Origin of the sequence: Bradyrhizobium sp. BR 1433, from assembly GCF_051547665.1 — a bacterium.
In the GTDB taxonomy this organism is placed as follows: Bacteria; Pseudomonadota; Alphaproteobacteria; order Rhizobiales; family Xanthobacteraceae; genus Bradyrhizobium; species Bradyrhizobium australafricanum.
Genome location: NZ_JBPUGG010000001.1, coordinates 4,129,776 through 4,149,078, shown reverse-complemented (window position 1 = coordinate 4,149,078; position 19,303 = coordinate 4,129,776). Strand labels below are relative to the sequence as shown.

The following is a 19,303-nucleotide window of genomic DNA, read 5'->3' as shown; positions in this document are numbered from 1 at the left end:
CGCGTCGGACCGAGATGCTAGTTCAACGCGAGCCAGCTCTGAAGGGCCGGCGTCACGAGAAGCCCGAGCGCCAGAAACGGGCCGAACGGGATCGAGGTCTGGCGCTTCATCTCGTGACCTGCGAGTTGCAGGCCGCCGGCAACACCGAGCGCCGCGAGTGCCGCGATCAGCAGCAAGGTCGGAACGCCTGTCGCGCCGACCCAGATCGCCGCCGCGGCAAGAAACTTGACGTCGCCAAGTCCCAATCCGTCGACATGCCGCAAGGCGAAGTAAAGACGCTGCAGTAGAAGGAACACGATGCCGACCAGGACCGCAATCGCCGTGGCGGTGAAGGCGGCCATCGTGCCTTCGGTGACGACGACGTTGGCGAGACCGAGCGCCGCGATCGCAAGGTTCAGCCAATTGGGGATGATGCCGTGGCGAAGATCGATCAGCGCGACCGCGCAGCAAAGCATGCAAAGCGCGCCGTAAGATCCGATAAAATAGAGAGCTTCGCGATCAATCTGCATGACGACGGACAAGTGTGACGGGTGCGAACGTTGTGTTGCAACAACTCACGCGCGTTGAACAGTCCAATTTCAATCCGTCTGCAGCACCACCAACGAGTTTGCGAGATTGTGATCGTCATCGACGATTGCGAAGCAGAAAAGATGCGACAAAAAGTCTGCGCTGTCACAAATCCGCATAGGATACCGACAATAGTTCGCTCCGCTACATGCCGCGAGCCCTTCGTGGCAGACGAGTGGGTTGACTATGCACAAGATGCAAGTGGCGGCGTGCCTTGCTTTGCTGGCAGCGTTCGCAGGCGTGCGCGCCGCGAATGCCGGCGCTCTCGAGGAGGGCGCCGAGCGCTACCGGCCATATTTGATCGAGGGCGTCGCCAGTGCGCTGACAGGCGCGCGTGCACTGCGCGAGCGCGCCGCAGCGGCGGATTTGCCCGGAGCGAAGAAGGCCTGGCTATCGGCGCGCGCCGGCTGGGAGCGCTCAGAGGTGTTCACCGCGGGGTTCGTGCCTGAGCTCGACGCACAGATCGACGCCTGGCCGAACGCGGACAGCGGGTTCCACGCCATCGAGGCGAAACTGTTCGGAGCTGCCAGCACCGACGTGGTCACCGATGCGACCGGCCTTGTCGAGCATCTGAACGATCTCCACGGCAAGCTCAAGGATATCAAGCTGACGCCGCAGGGCCTTCTGGATGGCACGGTGCGGCTCGCTTACGAAGTCGGAGAGAGCAAGGCCGATGGCGGCGAGTCGCGCATCAGCGGCACCTCGCTGGACGACATGCGCAACAATATCGCCGGGATCGATTTCGCCTACCATACGATCTTCTCGGCCGCGCTCAACACGGTCGACGGCAAGCTCGACGAGATGGTGACCAACCGGATCGAACAGCTCGAAGCGATCGTCGCCACGCCCGACCTGCCGCATGTCAACATTGCCGAACTGCGCCAGACCAGTGAGGAACTGGTGGTTGCGCTGCAGAGCGCCTCGGCAAAGCTCGGGCTGCAGCGGCCGACCCTGGAGGCCCAGGCGCGATGACATCGCTTCACCTGCGTCTGGCTGCGCTGCTCTCCGGTGTCATCGCCCTGGCACTGCTTGGGCGTGCGGTGGCGTTTCCGGTCGACGGTGACAAGACCGTGCTGCCTGTCGCGACCGAACTGAACGAGGATGCGCTCGACAAGCCGCGCGAGGTGTTCCAGTCCGAGCGGACCGGAGCCAAGTCGTATCTGGTGAATCTCGGCGATCTCGCATTCAATTCGCCCGGGCTGCTCGGTGACGTGGCGCGGCAGGCCGGCGTGAGCTGCGGCACCTGCCACGTCAATGGCGCGAACAACGCCAAATTCTTCATGCCGAAGATGTCGAGCCGGCCCGGCACGTTCGACACCACCGGTCCGCTGTTCAATCCGAAGGCCAACAATCTGGCGTTCGATCCAGTGCGGATCCCGAGCCTGCGCGGCGCCCGTTATCTAGCGCCCTACGGCGCCGACGGCCGATTCGCCTCGCTGCGCGACTTCGTCCACAACGTCATCACCAACGAGTTCGCAGGTCCCGAGCCGTCGCCGGCAACGCTCGATGCGATCGTGGCGTATATTCACGACATCGACTTCCTGCCCAATCCGAGCCTTGGACCCGCCGGACGGCTGGCCGGCAAGATCAGCGACGCGGAGCGCCGCGGCGAGGTGCTGTTCGCAAAGCCGTTCCCGCACGATCCCGCGCTGAGCTGCGCGGGATGCCACGTTCCGTCGTCCGGCTTTGTCGATCACCAGCAGCACGATGTCGGTTCGGGCGGACTGTTCAAGACGCCGACGCTGCGCAATGCCGATTTCAACGCGCCGTACTTTCACGACGGCCGCTTCGACAATTACGACCAGGTCGTCGATTATTTCGACCGGACCTTTCAGCTCGAGCTCTCGGCGCAGGACAAGGGCGACCTCGTCGCCGATCTCACGGCAGTCGGCGATGGCGTTCAGCCCTATGAGCGCGACGGCGCCGGGGCAACGCTGAAGGAGATCAACGATTTCTCGACGGTGCTCGCGACCGCGATTCCGTCCGGTGACAAGGACATCGTCGCGCTGGCGGTCGATACGATCGGTCGCGAGTTGCGCGAGTTGACCGAGCAATATCCCGACCGCAAGAACACCAGCGTCTCGGGCGGCGAGCAGCAGCGCGTACTTGCGCGCAACGGCCTCAAGGAGCTCGTGCTCACGCTGCGGCGAATCGAGATGGCGGTTGCGGCAGGGCGCAACGCGGATGCCGCAACCGAGTTCAGGAATTATCGCAATCTGATGGCTGCTGCAGTGCCTGCGCTGTTGGCCAGCGCCGAGCCATGGTCGCTATTCAATCAAGGCGTGCATGACCAGCATTATGCTGCGCTTCGCCAGGTGATGCGCTCCAAGCACCTTTCGCATTGATTGCGTTGTATTGAAGTGATTTTGCGATCTGCGCTGCGGCGCGGATGCGTGATGAATTTTCGATCATTGGTTGCATGGTCGAATCGTGGAGATGCACCGCGCGGCGGCAGATGTCTCCTCAGAAAATATTTGAACGTTTCGAAATTTCTTGCGCGCTTTCATGTAAGCGAAAACGATGCGTCATATTGTCGCACTAAGCAGTGTGTGTTGCTAACCGCAAACACCCTGAGGTCGACAATGAGTTTGAATTACAAAAAGCACTGGCGAACCAGCACCGCGCTCTGCATCGCGTCAACGGTGCTCGTCGCAACAGCCGCATATGCCGCTCACTATCCGGGCGGCCGCAGTGATTGGGACAAGCGTCCGCATCACAATCACCAGGCGCACGAAGAGGGCGATCGTGCGAATCATGGGAACCATGGCCATCATGGTGACGGCGATCACGGCGTGAAGACCGCGTCGCCGATCAAGCACGTCATCATCCTGATCGGTGAGAACCGCGGCCTCGATCACACCTTCGGTATCTACAAGCCGAAGGGCAAGGGGCAGACCATCTCCAACCTGTTGTCGAAGGGCATCGTCAACGAGGATGGAACGCCGGGACCGAACTTTGCGCAGGCGCAGCAGTCCTCGGTCGCGGGCCAGCCCTTGTACTATGTCGGCGCGCCGACGATCGCGAAGTCGCCCTACAACGCGACCAACCCGATGCCGCAGCCGAACACGGCCGGCACGCCGACCGCGCAGAGCGACACCGCGCCCCCGTTCAAGACGATCGCCGAAGCCAGCGTCGAGAAGGACATGGACCCGGCCGATCTCGACATCCTCACCACCGGCTTCAGCGCCCTGCCGACCGGTGTGCTGGATACCCGCATTCCCGGCGCCGGCGGTCTGAACGGACCGTTCCAGCTGCAGGGTGAGCAGATCAGCGACGACGACTACACCGGCGACTCGACGCATCGCTTCTACCAGGATTGGCAGCAGGAAGACTGCAGCGCCGCCAACGCCACCAAGAAGAACAATTCGGGCTGCCTGAACGATCTGTTCCCGTTCGTGATGGCGACCTATTCGGCGTCCAACAAGAGCATGGCCAACTCGATGGGCTACTACAACGCCCAGCAGGGGCAGGCTCCGGTCCTGAAGATGCTGGCCGACCGCTTCACCCTGAGCGACAACTTCCACCAGTCGTTCCATGGCGGCACCGGCGCGAACCACTTCATGCTCGGTACCGGTGACGCGGCCTTCTGGAGCGACGGCAAGGGCAATCCGGTGACGCCGCCGGCCAACCTGATCGCCAATCCGAATCCGGTCGCGGGTTCGGTCAACCGCTACACCGTCGACGGCAATTGGAGCAATTGCTCTGATGTCTTCCAGCCCGGCGTCAAGCCGATCGTCACCTACCTCAACAATCTGCCATACGCGGCGGAGCCGAACTGCAAGCCCAACCACTACTACATGCTCAACAACGTCAACCCGGGCTATCTGCCGAACGGCGCGCTGTCGGGTGGCAACAACGTGCCGCCGTCGTCGGTTCGCACGATCGGCGATGCGCTCATGGAGAAGAACGTCTCCTGGGCGTTCTACGGTGGCGCGTTCAACGACGCCGTGGCGCTTTCCAACGCCGCGGTTGCCGCCAATCCGTCGAACCCCAACCTCAGCGCCGCTGCGGTCGCCGATCCGGCGCACGCGCTCGGCGTTGCCTACTGCCAGATCTGCAATCCGTTCCAGTATGCGACCTCGATCATGGCCAACCCGGCCGTGCGTCAGGCTCACATGAAGGACACTGCCGATCTGATCACGGCGATCCAGAACAACACGCTGCCTGCGGTGTCGTTCGGCAAGCCGGACGGCCTGCTCGACGGTCATCCGCAGAGCTCGAAGGTTGACCTGTTCGAGGCCTATGTCCTGAACGTGCTCAACTCGCTGGACAACAACCCGGAGCTGAAGGCTGAAACCGCTGTCTTCATCACCTGGGACGAGGCCGGCGGCTATTGGGACTCCGGCTACCAGCAGTCCATCGACTTCTTCGGCGACGGACCGCGCATTCCGACCCTGATCCTTTCGCCCTATTCGACGGGCGGCAAGGTCAACCACAACTACGCCGACCACGTTTCGCTGCTGAAGTTCATCGAGCGCAACTGGGCTCTCCAGCCGCTCACGAACCGCAGCCGCGACAACCTGCCGAACCCGACCTACTCGAAGAACAACGAGTACGTTCCGACCAACAGCCCGGCATTGTCTGACATGTTCGACGCGTTCGACTTCAGCAAGCCGGTCACGTTGTCCTACACCGAGTGATCAAGCTCTCGCCCACGGCGAGGTTTTGACTCCATCCGAGGCCGGCGCCGATCGAACCAATGGTTCGGTCGGCGCCGTCATGTTCTGTCCCCACCACCTGATCGACCGGAGACACGCGATGAAACGCAACGAGAAGACGTGCTCGATCAGCGCCAGCGTCGCGGCCGGCCTGCTTGCCGTTGCCATCCTGGCCGGCACGGCGATCCCGGCCGCGGCACAGCAGTTTTCCGCCGACCTCGTCGCGAACAAGGACGACACGGCAACCGCCATGGGAGCCTTGCGGGTCTCGGGCGGAAAAGCACGGATCGAGACAAGCGCGCTGCCCGACGGCTTCTTCCTGATCGATACGGGCAAGCCCGCGGCCTATTTCGTCCGTCCGGCGGCACGGGTTTACATGGACGCGCGGCAATCGAGCCCGCTCACCCGGATGTTCATTCCGGTTGATCCGGATGATCCCTGCCGGCAATGGCTGGCGATGGCGCAGCTGTCCGCGCCGATCGACCTCGCGACGTGGCACTGCCAGCGCGATGGAGCGGAAACCATCGCGGGGCACGACGCAGACGTCTTTCGAATCGCCGCGCCGTCCGGTTTGAGCTTTGTCGGCTGGATCGACCGCGCGCGCAGATTTCCGGTACGGATCAAGACCGCGGATGGGACGGTGATCGCTGCCGATCACATCCGCGACGAGCCGCAGCCGGCGCAGACGTTCGAAATCCCCGCAGGCTTGCGCAAGTTCGACCCGCGGGCCTTGATCCGTCGGATACAGCAGAGCGATGTGTGGGTTGAGCCGCCGGCTTCGGAGTGAGCACGCTGTCCGTTATTGCGACTGCTGGCTTGTCACCGGCAGGATCCGGCCGAGCGCGGTGTAGTGCGACTGATGCACGTTGCTGTTGAACAGCGACCAGGGTTCGGCCTTTTTCAGAGCGACGGGTACGTCGAAGTGCGCCAGCTGCGCAAAGTTGCGATATTCAGCCATCGCGTCGTCGATACGGCCGGCGGCGACGTCGAGATCGATGCGGCGCAGGGTGAGAACGAGGTCCTTCAGGATCGCGCGCGCCGCCAGCCGCTCGTCCTTGCCACCGATCGCGGTGTTCCTGATGTCCGGGATGCGCTCGGTCAGTTCGCGCAGCTCGGCTCCGACCCCGGTCACGGCCAGCGACACCACCGCGGTGTCGGCAGCCGGGATCGCGACCTCGAGGACGCTCGAGAGCTCGAGCACCTCTTTCATCCGGAGCATGATGCCGTCCTTGTCGAACGGGCGTTCGCCGTCGCCGACCGCATTCAGATAGGCCACGAGGTCCTGGGTGTCCTGGGTCGATAGTTCGAGGTCGAACACACGATCGAAATGATCGACCACCTGTTCATAGCTGTCGTAGCGGCCATCGTGGAAATACGGGGCGTTGAAGTTGGCGTTCAGCAAAGTCGGGGTCTTCACCAGTCCACCGGATCCGACGTCGTGGCGCATCTGGTCGTTGAAGGTACCACCCGGAACATGACAACCGGCGCAGCTCAGCTCGGCCTGCTTCGGGAACGGCTTGAAGAACAGCGCCTCGCCGCGGCGCTCGGCCAGGCTCGCCTGCGCGGCAAGCCTGCCGCCGGGTGCAATCTTCGGATTGGGCAGGAAATCGATATCGTTGATATAGGCGACGAGGCCGTCGAGGACCTCGTCGCGCGGCTTAGGACCGGAAAATTCATTGACGATGACATTGTAGACGAAGTCGCGCAGCGACGTGATGCGCCCGTCATGTCCGTAGGGGGCGAGGAAGCGGGCGCCGCGCAGGCTTGGAATCCTCACCGGATCGAGGATGCTGTTGAACGTCTTCGCGTTGAAGACAAGGCTGGTCGTATCGAAGGTGCCCGGCCGGGAGGATGCGCCCGGAACGAACAGTTTCGGGTTCGATGCGCCGTTGACGTGACAGGTGCCGCAGCTCATCTCGGCCTGACGCGCCTTGCCGCCGAGGATGGAAGGCGAGTTGAACGCTAGATCGCCGAGATTGACCAAATAGGACTTTCGCCCACCGACGGCTTCGGAATGAAAGAGTTCGCGCGGCCGCGCCAGCGCCTCCTCGGAAAATTCAGTGCCGGCCGGCAGCACGGTCTGGTCGCCGCCGAGCGGGAACGCCGTCGCGCGCAACGGGAGCAGGGCAACGACGAGCGCCAGCCACACGCCCCGTGCCGGTCTGACGCCGCGATCAGCGGCTGTCGCACGATGTTTTCCGGAGCCGGACGCCAGAATATCCCAAGCCATCGCGCGAAAACGCCCCTGTCACAAATGCATATGCGCTGCCGTGCGTCGGAAGATGTCACGGAGGTGACAGTTTCCTGTCGGCAGGATCAATGACCATCTGACTGGATAGACGAATTTTGATTGCGGTTTGATGACGCTCGATCAGCGAAGCGCAGCGCAGTCTGCGTTTGACAGGATGAAAGTCTGTTGGTGCGCGAGCATCCTTCCGCGCGTTTGCGCGCGCGTCGAAAAACAGTCATCCCAGCGAAATGTGTTTTGCATAGCGTGTAGCTCCATTTCTATTTCTTTCTAAAATCAGGAGAGCACTATGCGGCTTTGGGGAGCCATTCCGGCGCTCGCGGTTGTTGCTGGCGCCGTTGTCATCTCGCCGGTAGCAAACGCAGAGAATTTGGTCGAGAAGATCGTTGATGAGTTCAAGCACGAGATCAAGGACGAGCTGCGCGACCTGCGGGATCGTGGCCATGAAGGCGTGCACCAGTACAAGCACATCGTCGTCATCTATCAGGAGAACCACAGCTTCGATAACCTCTACGGTCACTGGGGCGACGTCGGCCGCGACCGGATCAACGGCACATCCTATGCCGATCAGGCGCACACCCTGCAGGTTCGGCAGGACAACCAGACCGTCTATGCTTGTCTGCTGCAGAACGACGTCAACCTGACTTCTCCGTCGCCGCAACCGAACGAGCTGCACCGACAATACGGGCACGGTCGCGATCCTGAGCGCCTTCAGGAACAAGCCGTTCGAGATCAACGAATTCATTCCGACCTCGGCCACCACCTGCCCGAAGCCGCTCGGCGCTTTCGCGGCTCACGGTTTCCTCAACGGCACCGGCGCGCCCGGCGGCTGCACCGCGGACATCGTGCACCGCTTCTACAGCGAGCAGTACCAGCTCAACGGCGGCCGGCAGAACCGCTACATGACCGGCAGTGATGCGGCGGGTCTGGTGATGGGCTATTACGACACCAAGAAGCTGCCCATCTACACCTATCTCCACGGCAACGGCGCGCCGAACTACATCATTGCCGACAGCTTCTTCCAGGGCGCCTTCGGCGGTTCGTTCCTCGACCACCAGTTCCTGGTCGCCGCCGCGGCGCCGCAGTTCGTCGGTGCCCTGAATGACGGCAGCGCCAACGATTTCCACTCGATCGTCGATGCCAACGGCATGCCGACCAGCACGCCGCTCTACACGCCGCTCTCGACCGTGAAGGATGCGCAGCTGACGGCGAAGTGCAATCAGGCCGGCCTGCCGGCGGGCCTCGCCTGCGGCGACTACGCGGTCAACACGACGCAGCCGTTCTATCAGCCCTATTCCCCGGGCACCGCCGACATCAAGCGCCTGCCGCCGCTGCACACGCCGAACATCGGCGATCGGCTGTCGGCAAAGCGCGTCGATTGGGCTTGGTATTCGGGCGGCTGGTCGAACGCCAACGGCGACGTCGGCGCTTCGGGCTGGACCAACGGCAACGGCACGACCTGCACCGACCCGAACCATGTCTCCACGGCGGTGTTCCCGAACTGCCCGGACGTGGATTTCCAGTATCACCATCAGGCGCTCAATTACTTCGCCAACTACGCGCCCGGAACGCAGGCCCGCAAGGATCGTCTGAAGGACGAGGCGGAGTTCATCCAGGCGGCGAAGACCGGCCGGCTGAAGCAGGTCAGCTTCATCAAGCCGATCGGCGAGGAAAACGAGCATCCGGGCTACACCAGCGAGTCCGAAGGCAGCCAGCATCTCGTCGATCTCGTCAAGGCGATCGTCGAGGGGCCGGATGGCAAGGACACGCTGATCGTCATCACCTATGACGAGTTCGGCGGGCAGTGGGATCACGTTCCGCCGCCGCCGTTCAACCGTCATGGTGCCGAAGCCAAGGCCGCGGACCAGTGGGGCCCGGGCACCCGCATTCCGGCGCTCTTGATCGCCAAGCGCTTCAACAAGTCGGGCGTCGCGCATGAGGACTTCGACACCACGTCGATCCTCAAGATGCTCGAAAAGCGCTTCGATCTCGATCCGCTGGTGACGCGCCCGGTGCGCAGCCTCTCGGCGGCGCTGAAGGCCGGCGAGGGCTGGCACTGACACGAGAAACGCTGCCGGCCCGCGTCAACGTCCGACGCGGGCCGGAGTGCCGGCCACGCGCCCAAGGGATCGCTAGACGAAGGGATCGCTACACGAAGCGATCGCTACATGATCAGATCGTGTAGCGGATGGGTCATGACGGCGTCCGGCGTATGGTCCGGGAAGAAATCTGCTTGGTGCTCCGGGACCGGCCCAACTGTCGGCGTTCCACCAGCTGCAACTTCTTGTGCCAGCTGGAATCCAGCGGAATCGTCCTGGCGGCCGAACCACGCGAGGCTTTGATCGAATTGTGGAGGGGACGAAGCTCCCTGCTGTTCAAGGCTCGAAGGCTCCGCGAAATGAAAGGACTGCTCGGTCGTTCCCGACGTTCCGCCGTCTACAAAGGGCAAGATTGCCTGAGACAATGCCGCGTCCTCGTGGCTACTCGTTGACATCGGACTAACATCGGGTGCGGGAGCGCTGGCGCCGACCGGCGGCGCGGGGCTGTCCTGGCTGGCGGCGAATATGAAGGTGTCCATCCCCGCCGTGTGGCACTGAATATCGACCTGAAGGCTGCTCGTGGCCGAATCGCCGTCCGCATCGACCGCCGTCACATCGAACAGCAGATCCGCATTGATGCTCGTCTTTTCGGTATAGCTGATGTTGTTGATCGCGAAGGTGGGACACCCGGCTTCCACCCGATCGTAGTCGACCTGGACTTGATCGAACGACCTGTCAACGTAAAGCGTATACGTCGTCGTCGTGGCATCAAAGGTGTAGGTGTCGATCAGCGAAGCATCCGATGTCTCCTGCACCACGAAGCCGGCACTGCCGCAGAGCGGCCTGGGAACATCGATGCAGAAGTCGTGAACGTCGGCGCTGCCATCAAGAACCTTGAGGATCACACCGGCGGTGCCGTAGCCCTGCCATTCCGTGAGATTGAAGCCGACCTGCGACTGCTTCTCGGTGAACGCGAGATTCAACTGCTCGGCCGGGTCCATCTGCAGTCCACTGTCGCCGACCGCAATACCGCAGTCCGATGCCTTGACATCGAGCGGCTGGCCGGCGCAGTCCGACCCGGTAATAACCAGTTGTCCGTCCGGAGCCGTCAATGACGGCGTGCCGCAGATCGGGGCATCAAAATCGGAGCCATGGACGGTGACGTCCTTCGACGGCCCGGCGTGCTCGAGATCAAAGCAGAATGTTCCATCCGGATTGATCAGCAACTTGAAATAAGGATCGTCCAACCTGCCGCCGCAATCGGTAAGATACGCGTCGAGTTCGACGCCGCCGCCCACTTCATGGGTCGTATAGTAGAAGTTGTAGTCATCGCCATGTCCGGTGACGTGCACCGCGGTGACGCCGTTGCCCAGGCATGATGTGGCCAGATCATATCCCGTGCAGCCGACCGGACCGTTGTGGACGGCAACGAACATCGCGGCATCGCCATCCGCGCCGAAATTGATATCGTAGGTACCTGTCGCAGTCTGATGATCCTGAGCGGCGACGAAGGTCTCCGGGAAGCCGCAAATGGTCGGGTGATCGTCCGTGATCGTCAGTTGCTTGCCGAGGTCGATGCACGCGCTCTGGAAGTCGCCGTCCTTGTCCGTGATGGTGGCAACCAGGTTTACGACGCCGGCGGTCAGCGACACGGCTTCGCCGCTGTCAGGGCCGGCGCAGGCCGGATGCGTCACCGCGCGATATTCGGTGAAGGTGACGCATCCCGTGGCCGGATCAACCGCGATGGTGAATGCCAGCGCGCCACTTGCTGTGCCAACATGGCCTTCGATGGTGTTGCCGTTCAGAACCAGCACGTCGGAGCAGCCGGTATGCGAATCGATCAGACCGGATGGGGTGCAGTCACCTCCGTTGATCGACAGTGCATAGTGAGTTCGTCGCGCCGTCGGCGCCCTGGAGCGAGGTGAACGCCGTCGAGAAATCGGCAGAAATTTTCGTCAGCGCGGCGTCCGGTGCCGAGCCCGCGACATGGTCGTCCAGTGCCGTTGCCGTCAGGTGCGTCTCGCTCAGCGTCAGCGACGGAGCGGTGCAATTGGCCCGGATGCAGGGGCCATCGTCGCTGATGGTCAGCCTGCTGCCGAGGTCGAGGCCGGCGCTCTGGAAGTCGCCGTCCTTGTCCGTGATCGTGGCAGTCAGGCTCACGATGCCCGCGGCCAGCGATACGGCTTCGCCGCTGTCCGGGCTGGTGCCGAGCGGTTGCTCCACCGGCCGGTAGTCGGTGAAGGTCACGCGTCCCGTGGCCGGATCGAGCGTAATGGTGAACGCCAGTGTGCCGTTGGTCGCGCCGACGCGGCCTTCGATCGTGTTGCCGTTCAGAACCAGCAGGTCAGCGAGGCCGGTATGCGAGTCGATCAGCCCCGACGCCGTGCCGTTGCCGCCGGTGATGGTCAGCGCGTAGCGGATGGTCGCGCCATCGGCGCCTTGCACCGAAGTGAACGCCGTCGAGAAATCGGCGGAAGTCGTCGTCAGCGCCGCGTCCGGCGCCGTGCCGGCGATGTGGTCGTCCAGCGCCGTTGCCGTCAGATGCGTCTCACTCAGCGTCAGCGATGGAGCTGTGCCCGCCGCCTCGATGCGCGGGCCGTCGTCCGTGATTGTCAGCTGCTTGCCGAGATCGATGCTTAGATCCTGGTACTGGCCGTCGCTCTCCGTGACCGTCGCGATCAGGTTGACGAGGCCGGTCCCCAGCGCGATCCCTTCGCCGCTGTCAGGGCTGGTGCCCGACGATTGTTCGACCGCGCGGTGCTCGACGAAGGTCACGCGGCCCGTGGCCGGGTCAACCGTGATGGTGAACGCGAGCGCCCCGCTTGCTGTGCCGACATGGCCTTCGATGGTGTTGCCGTTCAGAACCAGCAGGTCGGCGAGGCCGGTATGCGAATCGATCAGCCCTGACGCCGTACCGTTGCCGCCGGTGATCGTCAGTGCGTAGCTGACCGTCAGACCCGGTTCGGTGACGAATGCCGCCGAGAACTCGCCTGATGTCGTCGTCAGCGCGGCGTCCGGTGCCGAGCCGGCGATGTTGTCGTCCAGCGTCGTCGCTGTCAGATGGGTCTCGCTCAACGTCAGCGATGGCGTGGTCCCAACCTCGATCAGCGGGCCGTGGATGGTGAGTGTCACCGTCTGCGGGGTTCCGCCGATCGTGGTCACCGTGAAGCTGTCGGTCAGCGTGTTGCCGACATGGAGGGCTTGCACGGAGCTGTTGGCGTTGTCGAGCGTATAGGTCCACACGCCGGCCGTTGTGAGCGTGAATGAGCCGTAGCCACCTGCGCTTGTCGTCGGCGCGTTCACGGCGGTGAAGGTATTGGCGGGATCGTCGACATCGGTGTCGGTGAGCGTGCCCTTTGCGATGAGCAGGCCGGGCGAGGCATGACTGACGCCGACCGCACCCACCACCGCGCCGGCCATGGTGCCGGAGATGATGGAGGCGTCGTCGGCGCCCAGGATGCTGATGTCGAAGCTCTCGCTGGCCGAAAGCGCGCCGTCCGAGACCGTGATCACGAAGCTCTGGGTCGTGTTGGCCTTCAGCGCGTTGATTGCGGTATTGTTCGGAACGAAGGTGTAGCTTCCGGTCGCGCTGTTGAGATAGAGCGTGCCAAAAGTACCGACGCTCGACACGTCGTATGTCGCCTGTCCCAGCACCGTATCGCCTGTGGCGCCTCCGCTGATGCCGAATTTCAGTGCGCCGCCCTTGATGCTGCTCGCGGAAAAGGTCCCGCTCGCCGCATTGAAGTCGTCAAATATCACCGTATCGATTTCAGTCGGCCCCGCTCCGAGGTTCAGCTTCGGCGGAACCGGCGGCAGCTTGAAGAGATCATTTTTCGCGAAGGTCGCTACCGGGAGCGGCCCGAGCGTATCTTGCACCGGCGACAGCGGGGACTGCTGAATAAAATTGATCGGCAGCAGCAGTTGTCCGCCTTCGAGAGCAGGCATGCCGGATCCTTTCGATGCCGGTCCTTTCTCGAAATAGGCAAGGGTCTCCTGTTGGGCCTCCCGTAATTCCTCCATGTGCGAAGGGGAATTCGTGGCATGGTTCACGCCGACGGAGGAGCCTCTTCTGCTCAGGATGATCGTCTCTTCGGGATCCTCGACGATGATGTGACGGGGGATCGCCTCCTTGGTGACGAGTTCGAACACGCCGTGGTGGAGGTCCTTGTATTTGATGTTGTCGTCGTCTAGGAGCGTGACGTTCGGCTCCGCGGCTCGGGCGTCCTCCAGCAGCGAGAAGGTCAGGGCGGCCAGCGACAGCATGCCGAGGCCGCTGGCGCGGATGGTGCCAACCGGTGTGTCCGCCGTCAGGACACCAGACCCTGCGAGCCGGCTGCCGATGAGGCGGACGAGGCTTCTGGTTTTCGCGAACAGGCCCGGCCGCAAGCCCCCGCTGGGGTCCTGCGCGATGTCCAACTCCAGCCGGGTGCCGGCCGGCAAATTGAGCACCCTGCCATCGACCAGGCGGATTTCGATCCGCCCGCCGGCTCCGACCTCGATGACGTCACCCTGGCGAACGGGATCGCCAGCTACGATTTGAATCGGTATGCCGCGGGCACCCGCGATCGTGCCGCAGCCGATCGCCGTCCGAACAGTGCCAACTACGCGGGGCGGCTGGCCCAAAACGGCCATGCACGCGTCCCCGAACTCTACGCCGGACGCAACTGACATTGGCTTTTTGCCTGTTGGGCAGTTCGAGCGGAAAGTGGCGCCGCAGTCTTTTTATTTTGGCTTGGTTCGGCCACGCGGCGAAAAACCACGCGCCGTCAGCCATAGGCTTGTCCGCTGAAACGTCCTGATTGAAACCAAATTCGGCAGTAAAAATGGAATTCCAATACTGCGGGGGAGCCTTACAAAAAGGACAGAACAGCTGTCCTTTATCGCGCGTGCAGCCCCGCAAAATTAATAGTATGATTACCATGCAAATTGTCCACTTATTAATTTTTAGTCGAACTGCGTCAGGCATTTAGGCCTGTCTGCGACAACTCGTCTGGCACTCAAGGTCCTGCGGTCTCGGCCCGGTGGTCCCGGTCACCCATCGAGCCCCGGCACGACAAGACCTTTTCGAGGAGGGGATCGTGCGCATCCATTTGATTGTTCAATTGCTTGCAAGCTTCGTCCTGGCGCTCGCAACGCTCACGTCCGGCCAGGTCCAGGCGCAAACCGAACCGGACAATATCCAATTGAAATTCATCGGAAGGGTCGTAGCCGCCACGGGTTCGGTCACGATCGAGCATCCGAATGCAGTCGTCGTTCAGGCAGGGCTGCCCGGCAAACTGCCTCAGGCGCAGGTCGGCGACCCCGTGTATCTGGGCGACGTGGTGCAAACTGGAGCTGACGGACGCGTCGGGATCAATTTCTCCGACGGCACTTCGTTTAATCTGTCGAGCAACGCCAAGATGGCGATGACCGAGTTCGTGTACGACCCGAACGGCAAGTCGAACTCGACCTTGCTCAAACTGACCAATGGGACGTTCACCTTCGTTGCCGGCAACATTGCGAAGACCGGAGACATGAAGATCGACACCCCTGTCGCAACGATGGGCATTCGAGGCACCACGCCACGCATCGAGATATCGGACGATGGAACGGTGAGGTTCGCCACGCTCGTTGAAGAGGGCAAGAGCAAGGTCAGGAAGGTCGGGACTCGAACGCCGCAGCAACCTGAGCAAAACACCCTTCACAAGTTCAATCCCAACATCTGTCGAGGGTGCTAGGCCAGGCGCAGCCAGTTTCGTGCAAGCAAGGCCCGATATGAAACTTCGTGCAAGCGCCGGCGCAATTGTCAGCCTGATATCGCTCCTCGTTGCGACGCTCCCAGTGTTGCCGGCGGTCGCGCAGAACCCGAAGAAGGATAGCTATCTCCGCACTATCGGATTGTGCAGCGGCCTCGATCGCACACCGGCCGACGCGCGCATTGCTGCCTGCACGGCGCTGATCGATGCGGGGCAGGACATGACCCAGGCTGGCCTCGCGATCGCCTACAACAACCGTGGCAACGCCTACGCCGCCAAGGGAGACTATGACGGCGCCATCCGGGATTTCGATCGATCGATCGAGCTCAATCCGACCTACACCAAGCCGTTCAACAACCGCGGCGTGGCCTATCTCAGGAAGCGCGAATATGATCGCGCGACCGACGCCTTCGATCAGGCGATCAAGCTCAACCCGAACTACGGCGAGGCCTTCGCCAACCGCGCCGGCGCCTATTTGAAGAAGAACGATTATGCGCGCGCGGCGCAGGACTACGATGAGGCAATTCGGCTCGAGCCGAAGCTCGACGGGGTGTGGAACGGACGCTGCTGGAGCCGGGCCATCCTCGGCGAATTGCAGGCGGCGCTGGAAGATTGCAACAAGGCCCTTCAATCGGCGTCAGCCAACGCCGCGACGTATGACTCGCGTGGCCTGATCTATCTGAAGACCGGCGAGCTCGGCGCGGCGATCGCCGACTACAGCTCCGCACTTCGCATCGATCCCAAGCTCGCAAGTGCACTTTATGGCCGCGGCCTGGCGAAGGTGAAGCAGGGTGACAAGGCTGGCGGCAATACCGACATGGCGGCGGCCAAGGCGATCCAGGGCAGCATCGGCGACGATTTCACACGCTACGGCGTGCGATAGGCGAGTGGTCGACGACTTGATGCTATCGCCGCGGATGCGCCCCGGCCGGCCGGCTAGTCCATGATCTCGACCGTCGCCGAACGGCCGGCGACCAGCGCGATGCGATCCGGCAGGTGGTCCAGCGCGATGCGCACGGGGATGCGCTGTGCGAGCCGAACCCAGCTGAAGGTCGGATTGACGTTTGCGAGCAGGCTCGCGCCGGCCGCGCGGTCGCGATCCTCGATGCCGGCCGCAATGCTCTCGACATGTCCGGTGAGCCGCACCGGCTCGCCCATCAGCCGGATCTGCGCCTTGTCGCCGACGCGAATGCGCGCGAGCTTGGTCTCCTCGAAATAGCCTTCCACATGCAGCGTGTCGGTGTCGACCAGCGCCATCACGCCCTTGCCGGCGGTGACGTAGGCGCCCGGCCGCAGGTCCATATTGGTGATGGTGCCGTTCACCGAAGCGTGCACCTCGCTGCGATCCAGATTGAGCTGAGCGACCGCGCGGTCGGCGACCGCCTTGTCATAGGCCGCCTTGGCCTGCAGCTGCGTCGCCAGAACCTGCTCCTGCTTCTGCTGCGACACCGCATCGGTGGTCAGCGAGCTGTAGCGTTTGAGGTCGGCGTCGGCCTGATCCAGCGTCGCGCGATGGCCGGCGACCACAGCATCGGCCTGCTTCAGCGCCAGGGCAAAGCGTGCGCGATCGATCCGGAACAGGATGTCGCCGCGATGCACCGGCTGATTGTCCCTGACCAGCACGTCGGTGACGAAGCCCGAGACGTCGGGGGCCACCTGGATCACGTCGGCGCGGACCCGGCCGTCGCGGGTCCATGGCGATTCCATATAGTAAACCCAGAGTGCGCGAGCGACAGCGAGCGCGGCGACGACGGCGACCGCGGTCAGCGCAACCCGGCCGAGCCAGGCGAAATTCGCTTTCATGGTAGAAACTCCGAAAGATAAACCACGACGCCGAGCAGGCATACGTACAGGGCGAAATTGAACAGCGCGCGATGCCAGACCAGCCGGTAGAATCCGAAGCGCTGCATGATCCGGCTCACCACCGCGCTCAGCGCATAGGCAACTATGAGCCACAGCAGCAGCGCCGGAACGAGCACGCCATAAATGTCGAGCTCATATCTCATGCGGCGAAACTCTCCTCGGGTTGCGATCGATACGCGGGTGCATCCGGAAACAGGCTGCGGCGGATGCCGACGAGACCGAGCAATGCATCGTCCCGCGCGCGCTCATTGGGGTCCTTGACGACCGCGGTCAGCGCCGCATCGATGCATGACAACAGTTCGGCCGGCATTGCCTGGTCCGCACGGGCGCGAAACGCCGCCGCGAGGTCGTCGAGCATATCGTCGATGGCACGCACGGTCACTGCGGCGAGGCCGTAGCGGGCCCGCCTGAGGTCGATGATGTTGAGCCCGATGCGGAGCTGGACCAGGCTGTCGGCATCGCGGCGGTCGCTCTCGGAGATGAAGGCGATCCGCTGGACCAATAGTCCGAGCCGATGCAGCATCAGGCCGGCAAACTGCGCGCGATCGCCGTGGCCGCGCCGCTCGGCCGCGACCGCGAGCGCCTGCCAACTCGACGTCATCAGCCGCTTGGCGATCCATTCGGCGCCGACGCCGCGCGCGATCCGCGTTACGATCTCCGCGATCACAACACCGAGGAAGAAGGCGACCGACGTGTTGGCGAAACTGGCGAAATCCGCGCTGTAGGTCGATTGCAGCGCGAGCAGCGTCGCGGTGTTGGCGGCGAGCGCCATGCCGATCGGCGCGGTCTTGGGTCGTGCGATCAAAAAGCCGTACAGGAGGAAGGTCGGCGCCAGTGCCGCGATCAGGACCTCGACATGGGAGATGCCGGGCACCAGCGCGAACTGATAGATTGCGACGATGACGATCGCGACCAGTGAAAACAGGCCGAAGGCCCGGATGCTGCGCGCAGGCTCGTCCTGTGCGGCGAAGAAGGAGCAGGCGACCGCCGCCATCATCGGCGCCGAGGCGCCATCGGCCCAGCCGGTCGCAATCCACAGGCCGCAGCAGATCAGGATGGCGACCGCCGCGCCCGCGGCCGACCACAGCGCCATGCCGTGGTCGCGATGACGGACCGGTGCGGCCCCCGACTCCGGGTGGAACGTCAGCGGGACGGTGGAGATATCCCGGCCCGCGGCGATCGCATCGCCCAGCGCGCGGCAGTCGGCCGAGATGTCGACAAGCTCGCGCAGCCGGAGCAGCAGGCTGATCGTGATGATGCGCTCCCGCGGCGCGATGCCGTCGAGCGCAGATCGCCGCTCGGCGATTGCGGTGCGGATCTGCTCGCCGGATTGCCGCTGGCGGTCCTCGTCCACGATCCATGCGGCGATATCGCCGATCAGCCGTTGCAGTTCCGGTTGCCGTCGCAGCGCCGCTTCGCCTAGTGCGGCAAGCCGGTCCTCGATCGACGTGATGATCGGCAACAGCATCAGCATGCGCAGCCGGACCTCGCCGAGGCCACGCACGGTGCCGGCGTCGGCCAGCCGGTCATAGGCGACATGGGTCGCCAGCGTATCGATCTCGACGATGTCGGTCGCAAGACGGAGGCGTTGGGCCCGGCGCGTCTCGCCGGTCCCACGGTCAAGCAGCACGTCGCGTGACAGACGGCGCGCATCCGACAGCCAGCTCCTGATGCGGCCGCCGACCGCCGGCGCGACGCTGCGGGGAAACACCACCGTCGACACCAGGCTCGCACAGATGATGCCGAGCGAGATCTCCTCGACCCGTGCCAGCGCTACATCGAAGATGCTGCCCGGTTCGGCCACCGACGGAAAGCCGATCAATGCGACAGTATATCCGCCCAGCATGAAGACATAGCTGCGCGGCGTGCCGTCGAGCAGCGACAGATAAAGGCAGAGCCCGACCCAGAGCGCGATCGCGAGGCACAGTAGCTCCGGTGCATTGACCAGGTTCGGCACCAGGGCGACCGTGACGCTCGCGCCGACCAGCGTACCGATCACGCGGAAGAACGCCTTCGAGCTGGTCGCGCCGGCCAGCGGCTGCGAGGTGATGTAGACCGTCGCCATCGCCCAATAGGGACGCGGCAGATCGATCGCCAGGGCGATGACAAGCGCCAGCATCGACGCCGCGAACGTCTTCAACGCGAAGATGAGATCCGCGTGGCGGACCAGGAACGGCTCTTCCGCGCGCATGA

The 19,303-nt window shown here is 63.4% G+C and carries 15 protein-coding genes; 8 read left to right on the top strand and 7 right to left on the bottom strand.

Annotated elements, in window-relative coordinates:
* Positions 1-17: 17 nt before the first annotated feature.
* Positions 18-455: a prepilin peptidase gene (locus ACSKB9_RS20255; RefSeq protein ID WP_438075251.1), complete on the bottom strand. Its 438-nt coding sequence runs from the start codon at positions 453-455 to the stop codon at positions 18-20.
* Between the two features lie 298 nt (positions 456-753).
* Here ACSKB9_RS20255 and ACSKB9_RS20250 point away from each other — a divergent pair, with 298 nt between their 5' ends.
* The 4 genes from ACSKB9_RS20250 (at position 754) to ACSKB9_RS20235 (ending at position 6,012) form a co-directional block, all read left to right on the top strand.
* Positions 754-1,539, top strand: a complete 786-nt coding sequence (locus tag ACSKB9_RS20250) for an EfeM/EfeO family lipoprotein (RefSeq protein WP_438075249.1) — start codon at positions 754-756, stop codon at positions 1,537-1,539.
* Positions 1,536-2,912: a cytochrome c peroxidase gene (locus ACSKB9_RS20245; RefSeq protein WP_438075247.1), complete on the top strand. Its 1,377-nt coding sequence runs from the start codon at positions 1,536-1,538 to the stop codon at positions 2,910-2,912. Before ACSKB9_RS20250 ends, ACSKB9_RS20245 begins: the two co-directional genes overlap by 4 nt.
* Before the next feature lie 243 nt (positions 2,913-3,155).
* Entirely contained in the window at positions 3,156-5,207 is a 2,052-nt protein-coding gene (locus ACSKB9_RS20240; protein WP_438080310.1) for a phospholipase C, read from the top strand.
* Positions 5,208-5,325: 118 nt separating this feature from the next.
* Positions 5,326-6,012 (top strand): hypothetical protein, encoded by a 687-nt coding sequence (locus ACSKB9_RS20235; protein WP_438075245.1) that lies wholly within the window; start codon positions 5,326-5,328, stop codon positions 6,010-6,012.
* 12 nt (positions 6,013-6,024) lie between these two features.
* On the opposite strand, the gene ACSKB9_RS20230 is transcribed toward ACSKB9_RS20235, so the two are convergent.
* Positions 6,025-7,374, bottom strand: a complete 1,350-nt coding sequence (locus ACSKB9_RS20230; protein WP_438075243.1) for a cytochrome c peroxidase — start codon at positions 7,372-7,374, stop codon at positions 6,025-6,027.
* A 388-nt stretch (positions 7,375-7,762) separates the two neighbouring features.
* Here ACSKB9_RS20230 and ACSKB9_RS20225 point away from each other — a divergent pair, with 388 nt between their 5' ends.
* Together ACSKB9_RS20225 and ACSKB9_RS20220 are read left to right on the top strand one after the other, a co-directional pair.
* Positions 7,763-8,389 carry an alkaline phosphatase family protein gene (locus ACSKB9_RS20225; protein WP_438075241.1) on the top strand — a complete coding sequence of 209 codons (627 nt, stop codon included), beginning with the start codon at positions 7,763-7,765 and terminating at the stop codon, positions 8,387-8,389.
* Positions 8,319-9,533, top strand: a complete 1,215-nt coding sequence (locus ACSKB9_RS20220; protein WP_438075239.1) for an alkaline phosphatase family protein — start codon at positions 8,319-8,321, stop codon at positions 9,531-9,533. Before ACSKB9_RS20225 ends, ACSKB9_RS20220 begins: the two co-directional genes overlap by 71 nt.
* 104 nt (positions 9,534-9,637) lie before the next feature.
* On the opposite strand, the gene ACSKB9_RS20215 is transcribed toward ACSKB9_RS20220, so the two are convergent.
* The gene (locus ACSKB9_RS20215) at positions 9,638-11,353 is read right to left on the bottom strand and encodes a DUF5801 repeats-in-toxin domain-containing protein (RefSeq protein ID WP_438080309.1); all 1,716 of its coding nucleotides are present in this window, start codon (positions 11,351-11,353) and stop codon (positions 9,638-9,640) included.
* A 19-nt stretch (positions 11,354-11,372) separates the two neighbouring features.
* The gene (locus tag ACSKB9_RS20210) at positions 11,373-14,144 is read right to left on the bottom strand and encodes a DUF5801 repeats-in-toxin domain-containing protein (RefSeq protein WP_438075237.1); all 2,772 of its coding nucleotides are present in this window, start codon (positions 14,142-14,144) and stop codon (positions 11,373-11,375) included.
* Between the two features lie 446 nt (positions 14,145-14,590).
* On the opposite strand from ACSKB9_RS20210, the gene ACSKB9_RS20205 reads away from it, so the two are divergent.
* Positions 14,591-15,229, top strand: coding sequence for a FecR family protein (locus ACSKB9_RS20205; RefSeq protein WP_253606599.1), 639 nt, complete (start codon positions 14,591-14,593; stop codon positions 15,227-15,229).
* Positions 15,230-15,266: 37 nt separating this feature from the next.
* Entirely contained in the window at positions 15,267-16,130 is an 864-nt protein-coding gene (locus ACSKB9_RS20200; RefSeq protein WP_438075235.1) for a tetratricopeptide repeat protein, read from the top strand.
* Positions 16,131-16,183: 53 nt separating this feature from the next.
* Here the strand turns inward: ACSKB9_RS20200 and ACSKB9_RS20195 are convergent, their stop codons facing one another.
* Genes ACSKB9_RS20195 through ACSKB9_RS20185 form a run of 3 tightly spaced genes read right to left on the bottom strand, consistent with a single transcriptional unit; the run spans position 16,184 to position 19,301 of the window.
* Positions 16,184-17,050: an efflux RND transporter periplasmic adaptor subunit gene (locus tag ACSKB9_RS20195; RefSeq protein WP_438075233.1), complete on the bottom strand. Its 867-nt coding sequence runs from the start codon at positions 17,048-17,050 to the stop codon at positions 16,184-16,186.
* Entirely contained in the window at positions 17,047-17,253 is a 207-nt protein-coding gene (locus tag ACSKB9_RS20190) for a DUF1656 domain-containing protein (protein ID WP_028333641.1), read from the bottom strand. The genes ACSKB9_RS20195 and ACSKB9_RS20190 overlap by 4 nt, the downstream gene beginning before the upstream one ends.
* Positions 17,250-19,301, bottom strand: coding sequence for an FUSC family protein (locus tag ACSKB9_RS20185; RefSeq protein WP_438075230.1), 2,052 nt, complete (start codon positions 19,299-19,301; stop codon positions 17,250-17,252). The genes ACSKB9_RS20190 and ACSKB9_RS20185 overlap by 4 nt, the downstream gene beginning before the upstream one ends.
* Positions 19,302-19,303 lie beyond the last annotated feature (2 nt).

What these genes read in the sequence shown, in the direction of transcription:
- ACSKB9_RS20235 (WP_438075245.1), top strand. Translation starts at nt 5,326, where the DNA reads ATGAAACGCAACGAGAAGACGTGCTCGATCAGCGCCAGCGTCGCGGCC.
- ACSKB9_RS20190 (WP_028333641.1), bottom strand. Translation starts at nt 17,253, where the DNA reads ATGAGATATGAGCTCGACATTTATGGCGTGCTCGTTCCGGCGCTGCTG.
- ACSKB9_RS20250 (WP_438075249.1), top strand. Translation starts at nt 754, where the DNA reads ATGCACAAGATGCAAGTGGCGGCGTGCCTTGCTTTGCTGGCAGCGTTC.
- ACSKB9_RS20195 (WP_438075233.1), bottom strand. Translation starts at nt 17,050, where the DNA reads ATGAAAGCGAATTTCGCCTGGCTCGGCCGGGTTGCGCTGACCGCGGTC.
- ACSKB9_RS20245 (WP_438075247.1), top strand. Translation starts at nt 1,536, where the DNA reads ATGACATCGCTTCACCTGCGTCTGGCTGCGCTGCTCTCCGGTGTCATC.
- ACSKB9_RS20185 (WP_438075230.1), bottom strand. Translation starts at nt 19,301, where the DNA reads ATGCGCGCGGAAGAGCCGTTCCTGGTCCGCCACGCGGATCTCATCTTC.
- ACSKB9_RS20255 (WP_438075251.1), bottom strand. Translation starts at nt 455, where the DNA reads ATGCTTTGCTGCGCGGTCGCGCTGATCGATCTTCGCCACGGCATCATC.
- ACSKB9_RS20210 (WP_438075237.1), bottom strand. Translation starts at nt 14,144, where the DNA reads ATGGCCGTTTTGGGCCAGCCGCCCCGCGTAGTTGGCACTGTTCGGACG.
- ACSKB9_RS20200 (WP_438075235.1), top strand. Translation starts at nt 15,267, where the DNA reads ATGAAACTTCGTGCAAGCGCCGGCGCAATTGTCAGCCTGATATCGCTC.
- ACSKB9_RS20225 (WP_438075241.1), top strand. Translation starts at nt 7,763, where the DNA reads ATGCGGCTTTGGGGAGCCATTCCGGCGCTCGCGGTTGTTGCTGGCGCC.